Annotated in this window: 22 protein-coding genes; 14 read left to right on the forward strand and 8 right to left on the reverse strand. The window is 71.6% G+C overall.

Annotation, left to right across the window (positions count from 1 at the left end):
- Positions 1–8: 8 nt before the first annotated feature.
- On the forward strand, positions 9–347 hold the full coding sequence (locus O7611_RS02970; RefSeq protein WP_013284160.1) for a hypothetical protein: 339 nt from the start codon (positions 9–11) through the stop codon (positions 345–347).
- A gap of 460 nt (positions 348–807) precedes the next feature.
- Positions 808–1,068: a WhiB family transcriptional regulator gene (locus tag O7611_RS02975; RefSeq protein WP_013284161.1), complete on the forward strand. Its 261-nt coding sequence runs from the start codon at positions 808–810 to the stop codon at positions 1,066–1,068.
- A 99-nt stretch (positions 1,069–1,167) separates the two neighbouring features.
- On the opposite strand, the gene O7611_RS02980 is transcribed toward O7611_RS02975, so the two are convergent.
- Positions 1,168–1,617, reverse strand: coding sequence for a metallopeptidase family protein (locus O7611_RS02980; RefSeq protein WP_018787548.1), 450 nt, complete (start codon positions 1,615–1,617; stop codon positions 1,168–1,170).
- A gap of 153 nt (positions 1,618–1,770) precedes the next feature.
- Between O7611_RS02980 and O7611_RS02985 the strand changes: the two genes are divergently transcribed.
- Positions 1,771–2,145 carry a DUF3499 domain-containing protein gene (locus tag O7611_RS02985; RefSeq protein WP_194798502.1) on the forward strand — a complete coding sequence of 125 codons (375 nt, stop codon included), beginning with the start codon at positions 1,771–1,773 and terminating at the stop codon, positions 2,143–2,145.
- Between the two features lie 405 nt (positions 2,146–2,550).
- Here O7611_RS02985 and O7611_RS02990 read toward each other — a convergent pair whose 3' ends face one another.
- From O7611_RS02990 to O7611_RS03000, 3 genes are all read right to left on the reverse strand, one after another.
- A complete protein-coding gene (locus O7611_RS02990; protein WP_269696157.1) occupies positions 2,551–3,930 on the reverse strand; it encodes an NAD(P)/FAD-dependent oxidoreductase in 1,380 nt (459 codons plus the stop codon).
- Between the two features lie 5 nt (positions 3,931–3,935).
- Positions 3,936–5,282 carry an aspartate aminotransferase family protein gene (locus tag O7611_RS02995; RefSeq protein ID WP_194798500.1) on the reverse strand — a complete coding sequence of 449 codons (1,347 nt, stop codon included), beginning with the start codon at positions 5,280–5,282 and terminating at the stop codon, positions 3,936–3,938.
- 148 nt (positions 5,283–5,430) lie between these two features.
- The gene (locus O7611_RS03000; RefSeq protein ID WP_194798499.1) at positions 5,431–5,943 is read right to left on the reverse strand and encodes an Lrp/AsnC family transcriptional regulator; all 513 of its coding nucleotides are present in this window, start codon (positions 5,941–5,943) and stop codon (positions 5,431–5,433) included.
- Positions 5,944–6,148: 205 nt separating this feature from the next.
- Between O7611_RS03000 and O7611_RS03005 the strand changes: the two genes are divergently transcribed.
- Genes O7611_RS03005 through O7611_RS03045 form a run of 9 tightly spaced genes read left to right on the forward strand, consistent with a single transcriptional unit; the run spans position 6,149 to position 14,616 of the window.
- Positions 6,149–7,333 (forward strand): polyamine ABC transporter substrate-binding protein, encoded by a 1,185-nt coding sequence (locus O7611_RS03005; protein ID WP_269696158.1) that lies wholly within the window; start codon positions 6,149–6,151, stop codon positions 7,331–7,333.
- Complete coding sequence (locus tag O7611_RS03010; RefSeq protein ID WP_269696159.1) at positions 7,330–8,487, forward strand: ABC transporter ATP-binding protein; 1,158 nt, start codon at positions 7,330–7,332, stop codon at positions 8,485–8,487. Before O7611_RS03005 ends, O7611_RS03010 begins: the two co-directional genes overlap by 4 nt.
- 25 nt (positions 8,488–8,512) lie before the next feature.
- A complete protein-coding gene (locus O7611_RS03015) occupies positions 8,513–9,421 on the forward strand; it encodes an ABC transporter permease (protein ID WP_194798496.1) in 909 nt (302 codons plus the stop codon).
- A complete protein-coding gene (locus O7611_RS03020; protein ID WP_043326456.1) occupies positions 9,421–10,245 on the forward strand; it encodes an ABC transporter permease in 825 nt (274 codons plus the stop codon). The genes O7611_RS03015 and O7611_RS03020 overlap by 1 nt, the downstream gene beginning before the upstream one ends.
- Positions 10,242–11,663: an NAD(P)/FAD-dependent oxidoreductase gene (locus O7611_RS03025; RefSeq protein WP_269696160.1), complete on the forward strand. Its 1,422-nt coding sequence runs from the start codon at positions 10,242–10,244 to the stop codon at positions 11,661–11,663. Before O7611_RS03020 ends, O7611_RS03025 begins: the two co-directional genes overlap by 4 nt.
- The gene (locus O7611_RS03030) at positions 11,663–12,865 is read left to right on the forward strand and encodes a saccharopine dehydrogenase family protein (protein ID WP_194798494.1); all 1,203 of its coding nucleotides are present in this window, start codon (positions 11,663–11,665) and stop codon (positions 12,863–12,865) included. The genes O7611_RS03025 and O7611_RS03030 overlap by 1 nt, the downstream gene beginning before the upstream one ends.
- A complete protein-coding gene (gene speB / locus O7611_RS03035; RefSeq protein WP_269696161.1) occupies positions 12,862–13,875 on the forward strand; it encodes an agmatinase in 1,014 nt (337 codons plus the stop codon). Before O7611_RS03030 ends, speB begins: the two co-directional genes overlap by 4 nt.
- 40 nt (positions 13,876–13,915) lie before the next feature.
- Positions 13,916–14,308 (forward strand): type II toxin-antitoxin system RelE/ParE family toxin, encoded by a 393-nt coding sequence (locus tag O7611_RS03040; RefSeq protein WP_186461666.1) that lies wholly within the window; start codon positions 13,916–13,918, stop codon positions 14,306–14,308.
- Complete coding sequence (locus O7611_RS03045; RefSeq protein WP_013284175.1) at positions 14,305–14,616, forward strand: helix-turn-helix domain-containing protein; 312 nt, start codon at positions 14,305–14,307, stop codon at positions 14,614–14,616. Before O7611_RS03040 ends, O7611_RS03045 begins: the two co-directional genes overlap by 4 nt.
- Before the next feature lie 19 nt (positions 14,617–14,635).
- Here O7611_RS03045 and O7611_RS03050 read toward each other — a convergent pair whose 3' ends face one another.
- The 4 genes from O7611_RS03050 to O7611_RS03065 all read right to left on the reverse strand — a co-directional run bounded on the left by O7611_RS03050 (position 14,636) and on the right by O7611_RS03065 (position 18,392).
- The gene (locus O7611_RS03050; protein ID WP_194798492.1) at positions 14,636–15,085 is read right to left on the reverse strand and encodes a hypothetical protein; all 450 of its coding nucleotides are present in this window, start codon (positions 15,083–15,085) and stop codon (positions 14,636–14,638) included.
- 133 nt (positions 15,086–15,218) lie between these two features.
- Complete coding sequence (locus tag O7611_RS03055; RefSeq protein WP_194798491.1) at positions 15,219–15,566, reverse strand: DUF779 domain-containing protein; 348 nt, start codon at positions 15,564–15,566, stop codon at positions 15,219–15,221.
- A complete protein-coding gene (gene adh, locus O7611_RS03060; RefSeq protein ID WP_194798490.1) occupies positions 15,566–17,071 on the reverse strand; it encodes an aldehyde dehydrogenase in 1,506 nt (501 codons plus the stop codon). Before adh ends, O7611_RS03055 begins: the two co-directional genes overlap by 1 nt.
- A gap of 40 nt (positions 17,072–17,111) precedes the next feature.
- Positions 17,112–18,392 carry a transcriptional regulator gene (locus O7611_RS03065; protein WP_194798489.1) on the reverse strand — a complete coding sequence of 427 codons (1,281 nt, stop codon included), beginning with the start codon at positions 18,390–18,392 and terminating at the stop codon, positions 17,112–17,114.
- A gap of 237 nt (positions 18,393–18,629) precedes the next feature.
- Here O7611_RS03065 and O7611_RS03070 point away from each other — a divergent pair, with 237 nt between their 5' ends.
- Together O7611_RS03070 and O7611_RS03075 are read left to right on the forward strand one after the other, a co-directional pair.
- On the forward strand, positions 18,630–19,295 hold the full coding sequence (locus O7611_RS03070) for a response regulator transcription factor (RefSeq protein WP_091418650.1): 666 nt from the start codon (positions 18,630–18,632) through the stop codon (positions 19,293–19,295).
- Positions 19,292–20,344, forward strand: a complete 1,053-nt coding sequence (locus O7611_RS03075) for a sensor histidine kinase (protein WP_269696162.1) — start codon at positions 19,292–19,294, stop codon at positions 20,342–20,344. Before O7611_RS03070 ends, O7611_RS03075 begins: the two co-directional genes overlap by 4 nt.
- Positions 20,345–20,370: the final 26 nt, after the last annotated feature.

Below are 20,370 nucleotides of genomic sequence, written 5' to 3' on the forward strand. Positions count from 1 at the left end.
GCCGGCGAATGTCACACCATCACGATCTCGGCCCGTCGGAGGTCGGCAGCGTCGTGCTCGACCTCGGCGGCGACCGGGGCGCGCTGATCATCCACACCGGGCGGGACCTGCACGGCCGGGAGATCGAGATCAGCCGCGTCGACCTCGACGGCCCGCGTACCCACTCCGCCGTACGCGAGCGGCACGTCCGGGACGGGGTGTTCCACAGTGCGGTCTACCCGGATCTGGAGGCGGGTGTGTATACCGTCTGGTGGGACGAGAGTACGTCCGCCGGCGCGATCTCGGTCACCGGTGGGTCGATCGCCGAATTCGTTTGGCCCACCAGCTCACCAGCCCGTCTGGACTGATCCGTCAGTCGCGCCGGAACCCGCGCTCCGTCCACATGATGGACGGGGCGCGGTCGGCGTTGGACGGCTCGACGGGCGGTACCGCGGGAAGCGGGTTACCCTTTGCCCCACCAATTCTGATCTTGGTACGAGCGGCCGGCGGGGGCGTCCGGCCGGCCTGTCGGCGATGCGCCACGGCAGAAAACTTCCGGCAACTCGCCGGGGAGGGCGTTACTCGTCCGGGGTCTGAATCGATAGGGCAGGTTGCGAGGCTACGGGCGACCGGGGCGGTCGTCACGGACGTGTCGGGAGGGCGACTCCATTATCAAGTTTGGCTTGACGGCGCACGCATTACACGCGTGTAATTTGAATGGGGTTGTTCGCACGGAACGCAACAAATGGTGACCGTACGGACAGGCACGCCTTTCGCGTGGGGGGTTGCAGCGGCGAATGACGCCGGTGCGCGACAAGGAGGCAATCGATGGACGGCCAGCTCGAGGTGGCCGACCTGCTCGGGAACGCGCCGGAGTGGCAGGAGCGAGCGCTCTGCTCGCAGACCGACCCGGAGGCGTTCTTTCCCGAGAAGGGCGGCTCGACCCGCGAGGCGAAGCGCATCTGCTCGCGGTGCGAAGTGAAGACGGAATGCCTGGAGTACGCGCTCGGCCACGACGAGCGGTTCGGAATCTGGGGTGGCCTCTCCGAGCGGGAGCGGCGCAAGCTCAAGCGGCGGGTCGCCGCCTGATCCACGTACGGGTCCACGGGCGGTGGGGGCCGCCCGGACCCGGGTCGTCGTCCGGCCGGCGCGTCCGGCCGGGTGGCGGCGCCTGCCCGGCCGGCCCGGTCAGGCCAGCTCGTCCGGGTCGACCCCGAGCAGATTCGCCACCTGCTCGATGATCACGTCGTGCACCAGGTCGGCGAGGTCCTCGCGGTCCATCGCGCGGAACTCCAGCGGCCGCCGGTAGAGCACGATCCGCGGCGGCACCTCCTGGCGGCCGGGCCGCCCCGGCAGCAGCCGGGCGAGCGGCACCTCGCCGTCCTCCAGCACGTCCGAGTCGTAGACGTTCAGATCCGGCGGGACGTCCTCGACCGCGAACTCCACCCCGGCCAGCTCCTTGGCGAACCGGCGTTCGAGCGTCTCCACCGTGTCGAGCACCAGATCGTCGAAGACCTCGGCCTTCGTCCGCGCCAGCGGCACCGTGGCCGGCACCAGCCGCCCGCGCAGCCCGCGACCGTGCCGGTCACGGTGGGTGCGCCGGCCGGAGCCGGGGCGGCGGTTCTGGGGGCTCGTCATGACGGACAGGGTAGCCCGGGTCGGCGGTCCACCCGCCGTCGCGCGGCCGACCGGCGCGCCGGTGTGCCGATCGACGGAATTGTGATCACCATGACGGGCGTGTCGTAACGCGAAGCGGTGCGCCGGACCCGGTAATGGGGATACCCTGCCGCCGTGAGGTCACCACGGCGCTGCTCCCGTAACGGCTGCCCCCGGCAAGCGGTCGCCACACTGACCTATGTCTACAACGAGTCGACGGCGGTGGTGGGCCCGCTCGCCGCGTTCGCCGAACCGCACACGTACGACCTGTGTGAGCCGCACGCCCGTAGCCTGACCGCCCCGCGGGGCTGGGACGTGGTGCGGCACGAGGGCGAGTTCGAGCCGCCGCCGCCCACCACCGACGACCTGGTGGCGCTGGCCGAGGCGGTACGCGAGGCCGCCCGCCCCGCCCCGCCGCGTCCCCCGGAGGACGAACCCACCAGCAAGCCCCAGACCCCCCACCAGCAGGGCCGTCGGGGCCACCTCCGGGTCATCCCACCCCACCACTGAACGAGACCCCGCCCCGGACCCTCCATCGGTCGATCATGAAGGTCCCGCTGGTCGGCCAAGTGCACGGACCAACGGGCGCCCGCCGGCCGGTCTCGGCCAGCTCGTCCGGGGTGGCGGGCGGGAGGCCCTGGATCGGGCTGACCGGCCCGGCGACGTCCGCGCCACCCTCGGCCGGTGCGACCGCCGTGGCCCGGCCAGACCGAGGTCAACACCAGTACGGGGAAGTGGCGCCATCCAGGCCACCCGGACCCCACCACCACCCCGTGCTGGTGTCGATCATGAACGCCGATCGCACTTGGCCCCGCGAAGATCAACACCAGTACGGCGAGGTGGCCGCATCCAACCCACCCGGACCCCACCGCCACCCCGGACTGGTGTCGATCATGAAACCCGGGCGCACCGGGGTCAGTGGCCCAGGAAGCGGTTGAAGGCCTCGGCTCGGCGGGACGGGCGATGGGTTCTGTGCTCGGTGTGGTCGGCTGAGGACATGATCTTCAGGCCGGCGTTCATGGCGAGCCAGCGCAGCGGTTCCGGCTCCCAGCGCGGGGAGCGGTGGCCCACCCAGGGCAGCGCCGTCAGGTCGCTGTCCACGCCCCGGATCAGGTCGGCGAGCGTACGCCCGGCGAGGTTGCTGGTGCCGACGCCGTCACCGACGTAGCCGCCGGCCCAGGCCAGCCCGGTACGGCGGTCCAGCCCCACCGACGCGGCCCAGTCCCGGGCCACCCCGAGCGGCCCGCCCCAGGCGTGCGTCACCGGCACGTCCGGCCCGAGCACCGGGAACAGTTCCCCGAGCGTCCGGCGCAGCGCCGCGAACACCCGCGGCTCCCGGTCGAAGCCCGGCCGCACCCGGGAGGCGTAGTGGTAGGGCGCGCCCCGCCCGCCGAACGCGAGCCGGCCGTCGGCGGTGCGCTGGCCGTACACGATGACGTGCCGGTAGTCGGAGAACGTCTCCCGCTCCGCCAGCCCGATCCGCGCCCACGTCTCGTCGGGCAGCGGCGGGGTGGCCACCATCAGCGAGTAGACGGGCGCCACTGTGCGCCGCTGGCCGGGCAGCCCGGGCGTGTAGCCCTCGGTCGCGCGGACCACCACCGGCGTCCGGACCACGCCCGCCGGTGTCACCGCCGCGCCCGGCCGCAGCGCGGTCACCGGGGTGCGCTCGTGGATGCGTACGCCCCGGCGCTCCACCGCCCGCGCCAGGCCCCGGACCAGCTTCGCCGGGTGCACGGCGGCGCAGTGCGGGGTGTACGTGCCGCCGCGTACCCCCTCGGCGTCGCACCGCGCGGCGGCCTCGGCGGCGTCCAGCAGCGTCAGGTCGTCGTCGGTGAGCCCGTGCGCGTGGGCCTGGTCGACCTCGGCGCGGGCCCGCTCAAGCTGGGCCTCACTGCGGGCGAGCGTCACCGTGCCGCCGGCCTGCCAGTCGCAGTCGATGCCCTCGGCGGCGGCGACCCGCCCCACCTCGCCGACCGTGTCGTGCATGGCCCGTTGCAGGGCGAGCGCGCGGTCCCGGCCGTGGCGTCGGGCCAGCGCCGGCAGCGAGGTGGGGAACAGCGCCGAGCACCAGCCGCCGTTGCGCCCCGACGCGCCGTACCCGGCGATCTCCCGCTCCAGCACGACGACGCGCAACGTGGGGTCGGCCTCGGCCAGGTAGTACGCCGTCCACAGCCCGGTGTACCCGGCGCCCACGATCGCCACGTCGGCGTCCGTGTCGCCGGGCAACCCGGGTCGCGGCGTCAGCGGCTCGTCCAGGCTGGACAGCCAGTACGACAGCTGCTGGTATCCCGTCATCGGCGTCAGAGCCGCGACCACGCCTCGGTCAGCACCGCGCGCAGGATCTGCTCGATCTCGTCGAAGTGCTGCTGGTCGGCGATCAGCGGCGGGGCGAGCTGCACCACCGGGTCGCCACGGTCGTCGGCCCGGCAGTAGAGCCCGGCGTCGAACAGCGCTGTGGACAGGAAGCCGCGCAGCAGCCGCTCGGACTCGGCCTCGTCGAACGTCTCCCGGGTCGTCTTGTCCTTGACGAGCTCGATGCCGTAGAAGTAGCCGTCGCCCCGGACGTCGCCGACGATCGGCAGGTCGTGCAGCTTCTCCAGGGTGGACCGGAACGCGCCCTCGTTCGCCCGGACGTGCCCGATCAGGTCCTCCCGGGCGAACACCTCCAGGTTGGCCAGCGCGACCGCGCAGGAGACCGGGTGGCCGCCGAACGTCACGCCGTGCGCGAACATGCCGGTCTCGGTGAGGAACGGCTCCATCAGCCGCTCGCTGGCGATCATCGCGCCGAGCGGGGCGTAGCCGGAGGTGATGCCCTTGGCGGTGGTGATGATGTCCGGCTGGTAGCCGTAGCGGACGGCGCCGAAGTACTCGCCGAGCCGGCCCCAGGAGCAGATCACCTCGTCGCTGACGAGCAGCACGTCGTACGCGTCGCAGATCTCGCGTACCCGCTCGAAGTAGCCGGGCGGCGGCGGGAAGCAGCCGCCGGAGTTCTGCACCGGCTCCAGGAAGACGGCGGCGACCGTCTCCGGCCCCTCCCGCTCGATCGCCCGGCCGATCTCCTCGGCGGCCCAGCGGCCGAACGCCTCGGCGTCGTCGCCGTGCTCGGGGGCCCGGTAGAAGTTGGTGTTCGGCACCTTGATGCCACCCGGAACCAGCGGCTCGAAGTCGGTCTTGATGCCGGGCAGGCCGGTGATCGACAGCGCGCCCATCGAGGTGCCGTGGTAGGCGATGTAGCGGCTGACCACCTTGTGCTTGGTGGGCTTGCCGGTGCGCTTGAAGTAGGCCCGGGCCAGCTTCCACGCCGCCTCGACGGCCTCGGAGCCGCCGGTGGTGAAGAAGACCCGGTTCAGGTCGCCAGGGGTGAGCGTGGCGATCTTCTCGGCCAGCTCGACGGCCTTCGGGTGGGCGTACGACCAGAGCGGGAAGTAGGCCAGCTCGCCGGCCTGCTTGGCGGCGGCCTCGGCCAGCTCGGCGCGGCCGTGACCGGCGTTCACCACGAACAGCCCGGCCAGCCCGTCCAGGTAGCGGCGGCCCTGCGCGTCCCAGACGTACGCGCCCTCGCCCCGGACGATTGTCGGAACCTCGCCGGCGGGGTAGCTCGCCATGCGGGTGAAGTGCATCCAGAGATGGTCGGTGGCGTTGGCCATGTCAGCCCCATCGGGTCTCGGGCCGGTCAGGGGTGACACCGGCCGCTCTGCCCACGGTTATCCCACAGGCGATGCCGATAAGGCAAGCGAACAAGCTTAAGCGCGACGGATTCAGCGCTATATCACTGAGCTGTCAACGGAATCCGCATCAGGCGGTGCCCCAGCTGTAGGTCTGCTTGCGCAGCTTCAGGTAGACGAACGCCTCGGTGGAGAGCACCCCGGGCACGCCGCGCAGCTTCTGCAGGATCTCCAGCAGGTGCGCGTCGTTGCGGCAGACCACCTCCGCCAGCAGGTCGAACGAGCCGGCGGTGATCACCACGTAATCGATCTCCTCGAACTCGGCCAGCCGGTCGGCGACGGATTCCAGGTCGCCGTCGGTACGCAGCCCGATCATGGCCTGGCGGGGGAAGCCGAGCTGGAGCGGATCGGTGACCGCGACGATCTGCATGACACCCGCGTCGAGCAGCCGCTGCACCCGCTGGCGTACCGCCGCCTCGGAGAGGCCGACCGCCTTGCCGATGCTCGCGTACGGGCGGCGCCCGTCCTCCTGGAGCTGCTCGATGATCTGCTTGGCCACGTCATCGAGCAGAGCGTGGTTTGCGCCGTCACGCACAGTGATGCGACGGCCGCCGTTTCCGTTCTCCTGGTGTCGGTTGACCATCGACGCTCCTCGTGTCCGGTTCTCGGTGTTGAGCGTAGTGCCCCGCGCAGTCTGGCGTATTTCGTGGCGACTGGCTATTCCGGCAACGGAATCCCTTGTGAGAGACGTTTTCTCATGTCAGGATCAGTCGTCCATCGCCACTGACCCTCCCGCCGGCGCGCCGCCCCCGTCCCGCCGCCGACGATGCCCCCCAAGGAGTCGTCACATGCGTAGTCCCCTCCGGCCCCTCACCCGGCGTGGTCTGCTCACCGGGACCCTCGGCTCGGCCGCGCTGCTCGCCACTGCGGGCACCCTGGCCGGCTGCGGGACCAAGGGCGCCCAGCAGACCGAAGCCGGATGCAAGAGCGAGGATCTGTCCGCCACCGAGAAGAAGGTCGCCTTCTCGAACTGGCCGCAGTACATGGACACCGACGAGAAGGACGAGTCCAAGCGCCCCACGCTCGACGCGTTCGTCGCCGCCACCGGTATCCAGGTGACGTACACCGAGGACGTCAACGACAACAACGAGTTCTTCGGCAAGGTACGCAACCAGCTCGCCGGATGTCAGAGCACCGGCCGGGACATCATGGTGCTCACCGACTGGATGGCCGCCCGGGTGATCCGCCTCGGCTGGGTCCAGAAGCTGGACAAGTCGAAGATGCCGAACGTCGAGGCGAACCTGCTGCAGTCGCTGCGCGGGCGCTCCTTCGACGCCGAGACCCAGCTCGCCGTCCCGTGGCAGTCCGGCCTGGCCGGGCTCGCGTACAACGCCAACGTCACCAAGGAGATCCGCACCGTCGACGAGCTGCTCACCCGCCCCGATCTCAAGGGCAAGGTGACTGTGCTGTCGGAGATGCGCGACACCATCGGCCTGCTGCTCCAGTCGCTCGGCCACGACCCGGCCAAGTTCACCGCGGCCCAGTTCGACGACGCGCTGAACAAGCTGAAGAAGGCCGTGGACAGCAAACAGATCCGGCGGTTCACCGGCAACGACTACGCGCCCGACCTGGCCAAGGGCGACATCGCCGCGTGCATCGGCTGGTCCGGCGACGTGGTCCAGCTCGGCTTCGACGACGAGAAGATCAAGTTCGTGGTGCCGGAGTCCGGCGTGATGCTCTGGTCGGACAACATGCTGGTGCCGAACAAGGCCACCCACAAGGCCAACGCCGAGGCGTTGATGAACCACTACTACGACCCGGCGGTGGCGGCGAAGCTGGCCGCGTACGTCAACTACATCTGCCCGGTGCAGGGCGCGCAGGCCGAGATGGAGAAGATCGACCCGGACCTGGCGAGCAACCCGCTGATCTTCCCGGACGACTCGATGCTCTCCAAAGCCAAGGTCTTCATGGCGCTCGACGAGGCGCAGGAGAAGGAGTACGAGACCAAGTTCCAGCAGGTGATCGGCGCGTGAAGGGGCAGCAGACCCCGGCCGGCGACCTGCGCCTGGTCGACCTGACCAAGCGGTTCGGCGTCTTCACCGCCGTTGACGACCTCACCCTCACCATCCCGCAGGGCTCGTTCTTCGCCCTGCTCGGCGCGTCCGGCTGCGGCAAGACCACCACACTGCGGATGATCGCCGGGCTGGAGCAGCCGACCAGCGGGCAGGTGCTGCTCGGCGAGCAGGACATCGCCGGGCTGCGGCCGTACAAGCGGCCGGTCAACACGGTGTTCCAGAGCTACGCGCTCTTCCCGCACCTGGACATCCACGAGAACGTGGCGTTCGGGCTGCGCCGCCGCGGCATCCGCAAGGTGAGCGACCAGGTGGAGCAGATGCTCGCGCTGGTGCAGCTCGAAGGGTACGGCCGACGCCGCCCGGCCCAGCTCTCCGGCGGCCAGCAGCAGCGCGTCGCGCTGGCCCGGGCGCTCATCAACCACCCGCAGGTGCTGCTGCTCGACGAGCCGCTCGGCGCGCTCGACCTCAAGCTGCGCCGGCAGATGCAGATCGAGCTGAAACGGATCCAGACCGAGGTCGGCATCACGTTCGTGCACGTCACCCACGACCAGGAGGAGGCCATGACGATGGCCGACACGGTCGCGGTGATGAACGCCGGCCGGATCGAGCAGCTCGGCGCGCCCGCCGACATCTACGAGTACCCGGCCACCGCGTTCGTGGCGAACTTCCTCGGCCAGTCCAACCTGCTCGCCGCCGAAGCCGGCGGGCGCGCCGCCGACGACGTGCTGGTCACGGCGCACGGCTCGCGCTTCTCGGTGCCCGCCGGCCGGTCCCGGCTCACCGACGGTCCGGCCTTCCTCGGCGTACGTCCGGAGAAGCTGCACCTGGTCGAGAGCCCGGACCGGGTGCCGGCCGGGCACCAGCACGTCGACGGTGTGGTCACCGACGCCTCCTACGTCGGGGTGAGCACCCAGTACCTGGTGCGCACCGCGTGGGGCAGCGAGCTGACCGCGTTCGCCGCGAACAGCGGGCTGGGCGGTCAGTTGGCGGTCGGCACGACGGTGACCGCGCACTGGGATCCGCGGCACGCGTTCCTGCTGCCCCGGGCCGCCGGTGCGGACGACCAGACCACGCCGCTGCTCGACGAGCCGCCGGTGGGTGCGTCGGCATGAGCGAGCGAATTGGCGGAGTGGCGGCATGAGCGCGCTGGCCCACGTACCGACCTCCGCCGGGAAACCGGCGCCGCCGCCGGTGCGGCGCGGGCGCAACCGGCTCCTGCCGTACCTGTTGCTGCTGCCCGGCGCGGTCTGGCTGTTCGTCTTCTTCGCACTCCCGCTGGTGCAGCTCGCCTCGGCCAGCCTCTACGACCCGGCCGGCTCGCTCTCCACCGGGTACGCCATGACCTGGGCGTTCAGCAACTACCCGGACGCGTTGCAGGCGTACTGGCCGCAGTTCTCCCGGTCGTTCCTCTACTCGGCCATCGCGCTGGTGCTCGCGCTGCTGATGGGCTACCCGCTGGCGTACGCGATCGCGCAGAAGGCCGGCCGGTGGAAGAACCTGCTGCTGGTCGCCGTGGTCGCGCCGATGTTCACCAGCTTCCTGGTGCGCACGCTGGCCTGGAAGACCATCCTGTCGGACAACGGCGCGCTGGTCGGGCTGCTGCGCGACGTGCACCTGCTCGGACCGGACGGCCGGCTGCTGGCCACGCCGATCGCCGTGGTGCTCGGTCTGACGTACAACTTCCTGCCGTTCCTGGTGCTGCCGCTGTACGCGAGCCTGGAGCGGCTCGATCCCCGGCTGCTGGAAGCGGCGAGCGACCTGTACGCGAGCCCGCTGCGCGCGTTCGCCAAGGTGACGCTGCCGCTGTCGATGCCCGGCCTGATCGCCGGCACGCTGCTGTTCTTCATCCCGGCCACCGGTGACTACATCAACGCCGAGCTGCTCGGTACGCCGAACGAGTACATGATCGGCAACGTCATCGACTCGGCGTTCCTGGTCCGGCTGGATTATCCGCAGGGCGCGGCGCTGTCGTTCCTGCTGATGGCCGCGATCCTGGCGATCGTCTTCGTCTACCTGCGTAAGGCCGGCACGGAGGAGGTGCTCTGATGCGGCGCTGGCTCGCCGACCGGTGGGTGATGGGCGTGGCACTGCTGGTCCTCGGCTACCTGACGCTGCCGATCATGGTGGTCGCCGGTCTGTCCTTCAACCGGCCCTCAAGCCGGCTCTCCTACGACTTCAACGAGTTCACGCTCGACAACTGGAAGCAGCCCTGCGCCACCTCGGACATGTGCGACGCCGTGGTGCGCAGCATGCAGATCGGCCTCATCGCCACAGTCGTCTCCACGCTCCTCGGCACGCTGATGGCGTTCGCGCTGGTCCGGCACAGCTTCCGCGGCCGCTCCGGGCTCAACGGGCTGATCTTCCTGCCGATGGCCACCCCGGAACTGGTGATGGGCACCTCGCTGCTCGCCCTCTTCGTCGCCGCCGGGGTGCCGCAGGGCTTCTGGACCATCGTCATCGCGCACGTCATGTTCTGCGTGTCGTTCGTCGTGGTCACCGTGAAAGCCCGGCTCTCCGGCATGGACCGGCGGCTGGAGGAAGCCGCGATGGACCTGTACGCCAGCGAGTGGCAGACGTTCCGCCGGATCACGCTGCCACTCGTGCTGCCCGGCATCGTGGCCGCCGCGCTGCTGGCGTTCTCGCTCAGCTTCGACGACTTCATCATCACGAACTTCAACGCCGGCACCACTGTCACGTTCCCCATGTACGTCTGGGGCGCCTCCCAGCGCGGCATCCCGCCGCAGGTCAACGTGATCGGCACGGCCATGTTCGTGATCGCGTTGCTGCTCGTCGGGGCCACCTCGCTGCGCGGGCGGCGGGCACGCCGGGCCGCTCTCGCGGTGGTCGCCACACCGGCGGGCAAGCCATGACACTCCCGCATACCGGCCGGGCGCTGGCCGACGCCGCGCCCGTGTCGTACTGGCTGGACCGCCCGGAGCGGCCCGACCCGCTGCCGCCGCTGTCCGGGACGCACACCGCCGACCTGCTCGTGGTCGGCGGCGGGTACGCCGGACTGTGGACCGCGCTGCTCGCGAAGGAGGCCGACCCGGACCGCGACGTCCTGCTCGTCGACGCGGGCACGTGCGGCTGGGCGGCGTCCGGGCGCAACGGCGGGTTCTGCGCCGCGTCGCTGACCCACGGGCTCGCCAACGGCGTCGAGCGGTTCCCCGGCGAGATCGGCGAGCTGGAACGGCTGGGCCGGGAGAACCTGGACGCCATCGGCGCCACCGTGGCGAAGTACGACATCGACTGCGACTTCGAACGCACCGGGGAACTGGCGGTGGCGGTCGAGCCGTACCAGCTCGACGGGCTCGCCGCCGACGCCGAGCTGGCCCGCCGGTACGGCCACGACGTGCGGCTGCTCGACCGCGACGAGGTACGCGCCGAGGTGGCGTCGCCGACGTACCTGGGCGGGATGTGGGATCGCGACCGGGTGGCCCTGCTCGACCCGGCGAAGCTCGCCTGGGGACTGCGCCGCGCCGCGCTCGACCTGGGCGTACGCATGCACGAGCACACCCGCGTCACCGGCCTGGCCGGCGACGGCGCCGGGATACGGGCCACCACTGCGGGCGGCGCGGAAGCGGCGCCCGGCACGGTACGGGCGCGGCAGGTCGTGCTGGCCACGAACGCGTTCCCGCCGCTGCTGCGTCGGCTGCGCTCCTGGATCGTGCCGGTCTACGACTACGCGCTGATGACCGAGCCGCTGACCGAAGCGCAGCGCGACGCGATCGGCTGGCGGAACCGGCAAGGGCTCGCCGACACCGGCAACCAGTTCCACTACTACCGGCTCACCGCCGACAACCGGATCCTGTTCGGCGGCTACGACGCGATCTACCACTACGGCAACCGGGTGGCGCCCGCGCTGGAGCAGCGCGAGGCCACCTTCACCACGCTCGCCTCGCACTTCTTCACGACGTTCCCGCAGCTCGCCGATGTGCGCTTCAGCCACCGCTGGGGTGGCGTCATCGACACGTGCACCCGGTTCTGCGCGTTCTTCGGCACCGCGTACGAAGGACGCCTGGCGTACGCGGCCGGGTTCACCGGGCTCGGCGTCGGCGCGACCCGGTTCGGCGCCCGCGTCACGCTCGACCTGCTCTCCGGCACCGACACCCCGCTGACCCGGCTCGACCTGGTGCGCCGCAAGCCGCTGCCGTTCCCGCCGGAACCGGCCCGGTCCGTGGGCATCAACCTCACCCGCTGGTCGCTCGCCCGCGCCGACGCGCGCGACGGCCGGCGCAACCTCTGGCTCCGTACTCTCGACCGTCTTGGACTGGGGTTCGACTCCTGATGCGTATCCTCCTCGTCGGCGCCGGTGGCGTCGGCTCCGCCGCCGTATCCATTGCCGCCCGCCGTACCTTCTTCGAGCTCATGGTGGTCGCCGACCACGATCCGGCGCGTGCGGCGCGGGCCGTCGCCGGGCTCGGCGACCGGTTCGTGGCCGCCACAGTCGACGCGTCCTCCGCCGACGCGGTGGCCGCGCTGTGCCGGGAACACCGGATCACGCACGTGCTGAACGCGGTCGACCCGCGCTTCGTCATGCCGATCTTCGACGGCGCGTTCGCCGCCGGGGCCGACTACCTGGACATGGCGATGTCGCTGTCCCGGCCGCACCCCGAGCGCCCCTACGCCGAGACCGGGGTCAAGCTCGGCGACGAGCAGTTCGCCGTCGCGGAGCGGTGGGCCGCCGCCGGGCGGCTCGCGCTGTGCGGCATCGGCGTCGAACCGGGCCTGTCGGACGTCTTCGCCCGCTACGCCGCCGACGAACTCTTCGCCGAGATCGACGAGATCGGGGTACGCGACGGCGCGAACCTCACAGTCGCCGGCTACGAGTTCGCGCCCTCGTTCTCCATCTGGACCACCATCGAGGAGTGCCTCAACCCGCCGGTGATCTGGGAGGCCGGGCGCGGCTGGTTCACCACCGAACCGTTCAGCGAGCCGGAGGTGTTCGACTTCCCGGCCGGGATCGGCCCGGTCGAGTGCGTCAACGTCGAGCACGAGGAGGTGCTGCTCATCCCGCGCTGGGTGCCGGCGAAGCGGGTCACCTTCAAGTACGGCCTCGGCGCCGAGTTCATCGAGGTGCTCCGCACGCTGCACAAGCTCGGACTGGACTCGACCCAGCCGGTGCGCGTACGCGGCGTCGAGGTGTCGCCGCGCGACCTGGTGGCCGCCGCGCTGCCCGACCCGGCCACGCTCGGCGACCGGATGAGCGGCAAGACGTGCGCCGGTACGTACGTCACCGGCACCGGCCCCGACGGGCGGCCGCGCCGCGTCTACCTCTACCACGTGGTCGACAACGAGTGGTCGATGGCCGAGTACGGCCACCAGGCGGTGGTCTGGCAGACCGCCGTCAACCCGGTCGTCGCGCTGGAACTGCTCGCCACCGGCGCCTGGTCCGGCACGGGCGTGCTCGGGCCGGAGGCGTTCCCGCCGACCCCCTTCCTCGACCTGCTCACCGGCTACGGTTCGCCGTGGGGGATGGAGGAACGATGACCCGGTACGGCCCGATGTACGGTCCCGACATCACGTTCCTCGGTGTGCCGCCGTGCACCGTCGAGGAGCCGGTCACGTACGCCGACGCGGACGTGGTGATCATCGGCGCGCCGTTCGACGGCGGCACCTCGCACCGGCCGGGCACCCGGTTCGGGCCGTCCGCCATCCGGCAGGCCTGCTACCTGCCGCACGACGGTTCCCGTCCGTCGCTGGCGCTGCGCGTGGACGGGCTGAAGGACCTGTGCGTCTACGACGCCGGGGACGTGGAGATGTTCGGCGGCGACATCGAGCGCTCGCTCGCCGCGCTGGAGACCGCCGTGCACGCGGTCGCCTCGGCCGGGGCGATCCCGGTGGTGCTCGGCGGCGACCACTCCATCGCGCTGCCGGACGCCACAGGCGTGGCCCGGCACCACGGGCTCGGCCGGGTGTCGCTCGTGCACTTCGACGCGCACGCCGACACCGGCGACGTCGAGTTCGGTTCGCTGCACGGCCACGGCCAGCCGATGCGCCGGCTCATCGAGTCCGGCGCGGTACGCGGCGACCGCTTCCTCCAGATCGGGCTGCGCGGCTACTGGCCCGGCGCGGACACGCTGGCGTGGATGGCGGAGCAGCGGATGCGCTCGTACGAGATGACCGAGATCGTGGCGCGCGGGCTGGACGCCTGCCTGACCGAGGCGTTCGGCATCGCGACCGACGAGTGCGAGGGCGTGTTCCTCTCGGTCGACGTGGACGTGGTCGACCCGGGCATGGCACCGGGCACCGGCACACCCGAGCCGGGCGGGTTCACCTCCCGGCAACTACTCGACGCGGTGCGCCGGGTCTGTTACGAGCTGCCTGTGGTCGGGCTGGACGTGGTCGAGGTCGCCCCGCCGTACGACCACGCCGACATCACCGCGTACCTGGGCAACCGGGTGGTGCTGGAGGCGCTCTCAGCGATAGCCCGCCGCCGCCACGACGCCGAGACCGGAACCCCGTGGAACCCCACCCAGCCGCTCCTGGATGGTCGCTGACTGGTAGTCGGCGATGTTTAGCTCGGGCTATGGTTGGAGCATGGGTGCGGACGGGAAGCGCTGGTCGGTCCGGGTCACCGGAGAGGTCCGGCACTGGCTGCGCGACCTGCGGGACCACGACCCGGCGTCGTATGAGAGCGTCCGGGTGGCGGTGGACAAGCTGGCCGAGGTGGGGCCGGGGCTAGGTCGCCCGCTCGTGGACACGCTGCGTGGAAGCAGTCTCCGTAATCTGAAGGAGTTGCGGCCCCGCTCCGGTCGGGACGTGGCTATCCGGGTGCTGTTCGTCTTCGATCCCTGGTCGCAGGCGGTCCTTCTGGTCGCCGGCAACAAGGCGGGCAACTGGACCCGCTGGTACCGGCAGCACATTCCGGCGGCGGAGGTTGCCTACAAGGCTTGGCTCGACAGCGAGCGCGAGCGAAGGGGGGAGTCGTGACGGAGTTCTATCACTGGGACGAGGTCCGCGCCGAACTCGGCGGTGACGACGAGGCGTACGAGGCGGAGCGCGCCCGGACCGACGCGTGGGTGAGCGCGTTCCACCTGGCCGAGGAGCGCAAGCGGCTGGGGCTCACCCAGCGGCAGGTAGCCGAGATCATGGGGGTCACGCCGGGCCGGGTCAGCCAGATCGAGAACGGCGACCTCGACGTCAACGAGGTGGCCACGCTGAGCCGGTACGCCAACGCCCTCGGCGCCCGGCTGCGGATCATCTTCGACTACGGCGACGACCTCCGGCAGATCGCCTGACCGGAGGCCGCCGACGCGGTCAGGGGTGGGCGCAGCGGGGGCGCAGGCGTACGGGCTCGGTGGTTTCGGTAATCGAGTTGGGCTCGATCACCAGGCGGGCGATCGTCGTTGCCCGGCCGGGACGGAATCTGCCCTGGTCGGCGGGGATGGTTGCGGTCCAGGTGCCGGCGGTGCGCTCGTCGGTGCACGCGCCGATCACGCCGAATCCGAAGCCGGTGACCGAGCCGCGCCGGACCCGCTGGTCGAGGTGCACCTCGATGTACGCGAGGCCGCGCTCCGCGCCGCAGTCGAACCGGCCACCGACGGTGGCGGTGTGCGCCCGCGCGTCGGCCGTGCCGAACCAGTTGACGGAGATGCTGGGGGAGGCCGCCGGGGCGGCGACGGCGGCGCCGGGTGCGAGCCCGAGCGTGGCGGCGGTGGCCAGGGCGGTGAGGCCGGCGGCGAGCACTGGCTGTCGGACCGGGTGCATGGGCGGTCTCCTGTCGGGCGGTGGCGGACGCGACCCGGTAGCGACTCGAGCGGTGGTGGGACGCGTTCTCCGAAGTGGACGGCGTCAGCATCCCACCGCCGCGATGCCCGCGAGCTGCAAGATCTCGGACAGATCAGCGGTTCAGGTGGGACCGGATGAGGAAGCGGACGCCCTCCGGCGCCTCCAGGGAGAAGCCGCTGCCCCGGCCGGGCACCACGTCGACAGTGAGCCGGGTGTGCCGCCACAGCTCCCACTGGGCCTTCGACATCCAGAACTCCACCGGCTCGGGCACGCCGTCGACAGCCAGCGAGGCGAGCAGCACGTCCGAGCCGCCGGTGCGGAACTCACCGGCCGGGTAGCACATCGGGGCGCTGCCGTCGCAGCAGCCGCCGGACTGGTGGAACATCAGCGGGCCGTGCTGCCCCCGCAGCGACCGGATCAGGTCGGCCGCCGCGGAGGTCACTGTCACGGTGTCACCCATCAGAAGAAGCCCAGCTTCTTCGGCGAGTAGCTGACCAGGAGGTTCTTGGTCTGCTGGTAGTGCTCCAGCATCATCTTGTGGTTCTCCCGGCCGATGCCGGACTGCTTGTAGCCGCCGAACGCCGCGTGCGCCGGGTAGGCGTGGTAGCAGTTCGTCCACACCCGGCCGGCCTGGATCGCCCGCCCGGCCCGGTACGCGGTGTTCAGGTCCCGGGTCCACACGCCCGCGCCGAGCCCGTACAGCGTGTCGTTGGCGATCTTCACGGCGTCGTCCAGGTCGGCGAAGGAGGTCACCGACACGACCGGGCCGAAGATCTCCTCCTGGAAGATCCGCATCGAGTTGTCGCCCTCGAAGATGGTCGGCTGGACGTAGTAGCCGCCGGAGAGTTCGCCGCCGAGGTCCGACCGCTCACCGCCGGTGAGGACGCGAGCGCCCTCCTGCCGGCCGATGTCCAGGTAGGACAAGATCTTCTCGAGCTGGTCGTTGGAGGCCTGCGCGCCGACCATCGTGTCGGTGTCCAGCGGGTGCCCCTGCTTGACCGCCTTCGTCCGCTCGACGGCGGCGGCGAGGAAGTCCGAGTAGTGGCCCTGCTGGATGAGCGCCCGGGACGGGCAGGTGCACACCTCGCCCTGATTGAGCGCGAACATGGTGAAGCCTTCCAGGGCCTTGTCCAGGAAGTCGTCGGAGGCGGCGCTGACGTCGTCGAAGAAGATGTTCGGGCTCTTGCCGCCCAGCTCCAGCGTGACCGGCTTGATGTTCTCGCTGGCGTACTGCATGATCAGCCGCCCGGTGGTGGTCTCGCCGGTGAACGCCACCTTCGCCACCCGCGGCGAGGAGGCCAGCGGCTTGCCCGCCTCGACGCCGAAGCCGTTCACCACGTTGATCACGCCGGGCGGCAGCAGGTCGCCGATCAGCGAGAGCAGGTAGTGGATCGACGCGGGCGTCTGCTCGGCCGGCTTGAGCACCACCGCGTTGCCGGCGGCGAGCGCCGGGGCGAGCTTCCACACCGCCATGAGGATCGGGAAGTTCCACGGGATTATCTGCCCGACCACACCGAGCGGCTCGTGGAAGTGGTAGGCGACCGTGTCGTCGTCGAGTTCGCCGAGCGAGCCCTCCTGCGCCCGGATCGCCCCGGCGAAGTAGCGGAAGTGGTCGATCGCGAGCGGGATGTCGGCGGCGAGCGTCTCGCGTACCGGCTTGCCGTTCTCCCACGTCTCGGCGATCGCCAGGGACTCCAGGTTGTCCTGCATCCGGTCGGCGATCCGGTTGAGGATCAGCGAGCGTTCGGCGACCGAGGTGCGGCCCCACGCGTCGGCCGCGCCGTGCGCCGCGTCGAGCGCCTTCTCCACGTCCTCGGCGGTGCCCCGGGCCACCTCGCAGAAGGTCTGCCCGGTCACCGGGGTCGGGTTCTCGAAGTACTTCCCACCGTGCGGCTTCACGTACTCGCCGCCGATGTAGTGGTCGTAACGGGACTGCCAGTGGGTGGGGGCGTCGTAGCGCGTCATGGGTACCTCCGCCGTCCGTCTGGGGTGGATGGCGGGCAGGCTAGTTTCCGGGACGTTGCAGGAACGTTGCGCGCGGCAGCGCGTACTCCTCGGCGAGCTGACGGGCCCGCGCGAGCGCGAGCGGCCGGCGGGGCGCGCCCGGCGGCAACGCCCGGGCCAGGGCCTGCCACGCGGCCAGGTCGTCGGCCCCGGCCGCCGTCGCGGTCCAGGCCGCGAGCAGCCCCGGGTCGGCGCCGGCCAGCACGGCGGCGCGCAACTGGCCGTCGACCAGGCGGCGCAGCCGCGCCACTCCCGGCGCGTCCGACAGGGGCAGCAGGGGCCCGGGGTACGCGCGCAGCGCCGCCGCCGGATCGCCACGTTCCAGCAGTTCGGTGACGGTACGGAAATCGGCGCGCACGGCCGGCCGCAGCCGGTACGGGCGGGAGTCGAGCAGTTCGTCGCCGAGCACGCGGCGCAGCCGGGACAGTTCGGCGCGCAGTGTGACGGGGTGCCGCCTGTCGTCGCCGTAGAGGTCGAGGCCGAGCTGTTCCCCGGTGCGGCCCTCGGGATGGTCGACGAGTAGTACCAGCAGTTCGCTGTGCCGCCGGCCGAGCCGGATGCGCCGGCCGCCGACGCGCAGCTCCGCCTCGTCCCGGCCGAGCGCCGACACGTACGCCACGTCCGGCGCGGCGGGCGCGGCGCCGGCCAGGAACGCCTCGGCGGCCCGGGCGGTGGCCCGCACCAGGGCGAGGCTCTGCGGGTTGGCCAGGTGGTCCCCGCCGGTGATGTCGACGGCGCCGAGCAGCGCGCCGCTGGCGGGGTCGTGGATCGGCGCGGCGGCGCAGGTCCAGCGCTGCACCGGCCGGACGAAGTGCTCGGTGGCGAAGATCTGCACGCCGTGGTCGACGGCGAGGGCGGTGCCGGGAGCGTTCGTGCCGGCGTGCGCCTCGTCCCAGCGGGCGCCCGGTACGAAGTTCATCCGCTCGGCGTGCCGCAGCACCCCGGGGTGGCCCTCCACCCAGAGCAGCCGCCCGGCGGCGTCGCAGACCGCCATCAGGTGCGCGCCGTCCTGCGCGATGCCGCCGAGCAGGTCGCGGAAGAGCGGCATCACCCGGGCGAGCGGGTGCGCGGCGCGGTAGCTCTTCAGCGCGTCGTCGGCGAGGTCGACCGGCGCGGTGGTCTCCGGGTCGAGCAGCGCGGACCGCTCCCAGGAGCGGGCGACCACCTCTCGGACACCGCCTGTGGTCCCCGCGGTGAGGAACGCCTCGTGGGCGGCACCGATCTGCGCGATCCGCTCCACCGGATCCGCGCCGAACTCCAGGGCGAGCCACGGGTCAGCCACCAGCGCCTCCTTCCACCCATCGTGACCCACCTCACCCCGGAGCGCCAATGCGTGATCCGGGTCACTTGAGCGGTGCTCGCGTCGGCTGCGGACCGGACGAACGGCCCAGACGGCCCTGTGGCGGTTGTCGCAGCGTGGCCCGCGTGGAGGATGGCTGCTGCGGACGCTTACGGAACCCTTAACTCCGGCCTGCGAAGGTGTGCCGGACGACGAGGGAAGACACGGGGGAGCGCAACGGTGCGGGTGCTGGTGGCGGACGACGAGCGGCTCTTGGCGGACACGGTCGCCGAGGGGTTGCGACGGTTCTCCATGGCTGTCGACGTCTGCTACGACGGGGACGGCGCGCTGGAACGGATCGGGGTGAACCGGTACGACGTGGCGGTGCTGGACCGGGACATGCCCGGCGCCACCGGCGACGAGGTGTGCCGGAGCCTGGCCGGGTCCGACGCCGGCACCCGTGTGCTGCTGCTCACCGCCGCCGCCGGCATCCGCGACCGGGTCGCCGGCCTCGGGCTGGGCGCCGACGACTACCTGACCAAGCCGTTCGCGTTCGCCGAGCTGGTGGCGCGGGTGCAGGCGCTGGGCCGCCGGTCCACCCCGGCGCTGCCGCCGGTGCTGGAACGGCACGGCGTGGTGCTCGACGTGGCCCGGCACACCGCGACCCGGGACGGCAGCCCGCTCGGGCTGAGCCCGAAGGAGTTCGCCGTCCTGCACGTGCTGATGCGGGCCGGCGGCCGGGTGGTCAGCGCCGAGGAGCTGCTGGAACAGGCGTGGGACGAGTTCGCCGACCCGTTCACCAACGCGGTCCGGGTGACGGTGATGACCCTGCGCAAGAAGCTCGGCCAGCCGTCGGTCATCCACACCGTGCCGAAGGCCGGCTACCGGATCGGCGAGCCGGAATGAGCCCCCGTCGCCGCATCCTGCTGGTTGGGCTGCTCGCCCTGCTGGCCGGGTTCTTCGTGCCCAACATGGTCAAGTCGCTGCTCGAACTGGTGTGGGGGCAGGCCCAGTGGTTCTGCGGCCTGGCCACCATCGGCGCGGTGTGCGAACCGGGCCGCCCGTTCGTCCCGCTGTTGCCGCTGCTGGTCCAACTGCTGGTGCTGGTGGCCGCCGGATTCGCGGTGTGGGGCGCGGCCCGCTGGTGCCTGCGCCCGGTGCGCGACCTGGCCGCCCCGATGGCGAACCTGGGCCCGCAGAACCTCGGTTACCGCATCCGGCATCGCGGCCGGGACGAGCTGGCCGGGCTCGCCCGCGCGATCGACGCGATGCTGGACCGGGTCACCGCCGGATACGAGGGGCAGCGGCGGTTCGCCGCGAACGCCTCGCACGAACTCCGTACGCCGCTCGCGGTGCAACGCACCCTGATCGAGGTCGGCATGGCCCAGTCGCTGACCGGCGAGCAACTGGAACTGCTGACCGCCCAACTGCTCGCCACGAACGAACGCAACGAGCGGCTGATCGAAGGGCTGCTCGCGCTCAGCGAGAGCGACCAGGGCCTACGGTCCTCCACCCCGCAACGCCTCGAACAGATCGTCAGCGGCGTGCTGGCCGCGTACGCCGACCGGGCCGCCGAGGCGGGCGTGACGGTGGAGTCCCGGCTGTCGCCCCGGATCGTGACCGGTGAGCGGGTGCTGCTGGAACGCCTTGTCACGAACCTGGTGGAGAACGGCATCAAGTACAACCGCGAGGGCGGCCGGCTCGTCGTCACTGTCGGCGGCGATCCCGCGCTGACGGTCACCAACAGCGGCCAGAACGTCCCCACCGAGGCGGTCGACGGGCTGTTCGAGCCGTTCCGGCGCCTCGCCCGGGACCGGACCAACCAGGGCGGCGGCGCCGGGCTCGGCCTGGCCATCGCCCGCTCCATCACCCAGGCGCACGGCGGCATCATCGCCGCCCGATCGGGTGAGGACGGCGGCCTGCGGGTCGACGTCCACCTGCCTCCCGTGGGCTGACCACCACACACACGACTCCGGGAGCC

The organism is Micromonospora sp. WMMC273 (assembly GCF_027460285.1).
Lineage (GTDB): Bacteria > Actinomycetota > Actinomycetes > Mycobacteriales > Micromonosporaceae > Micromonospora > Micromonospora aurantiaca.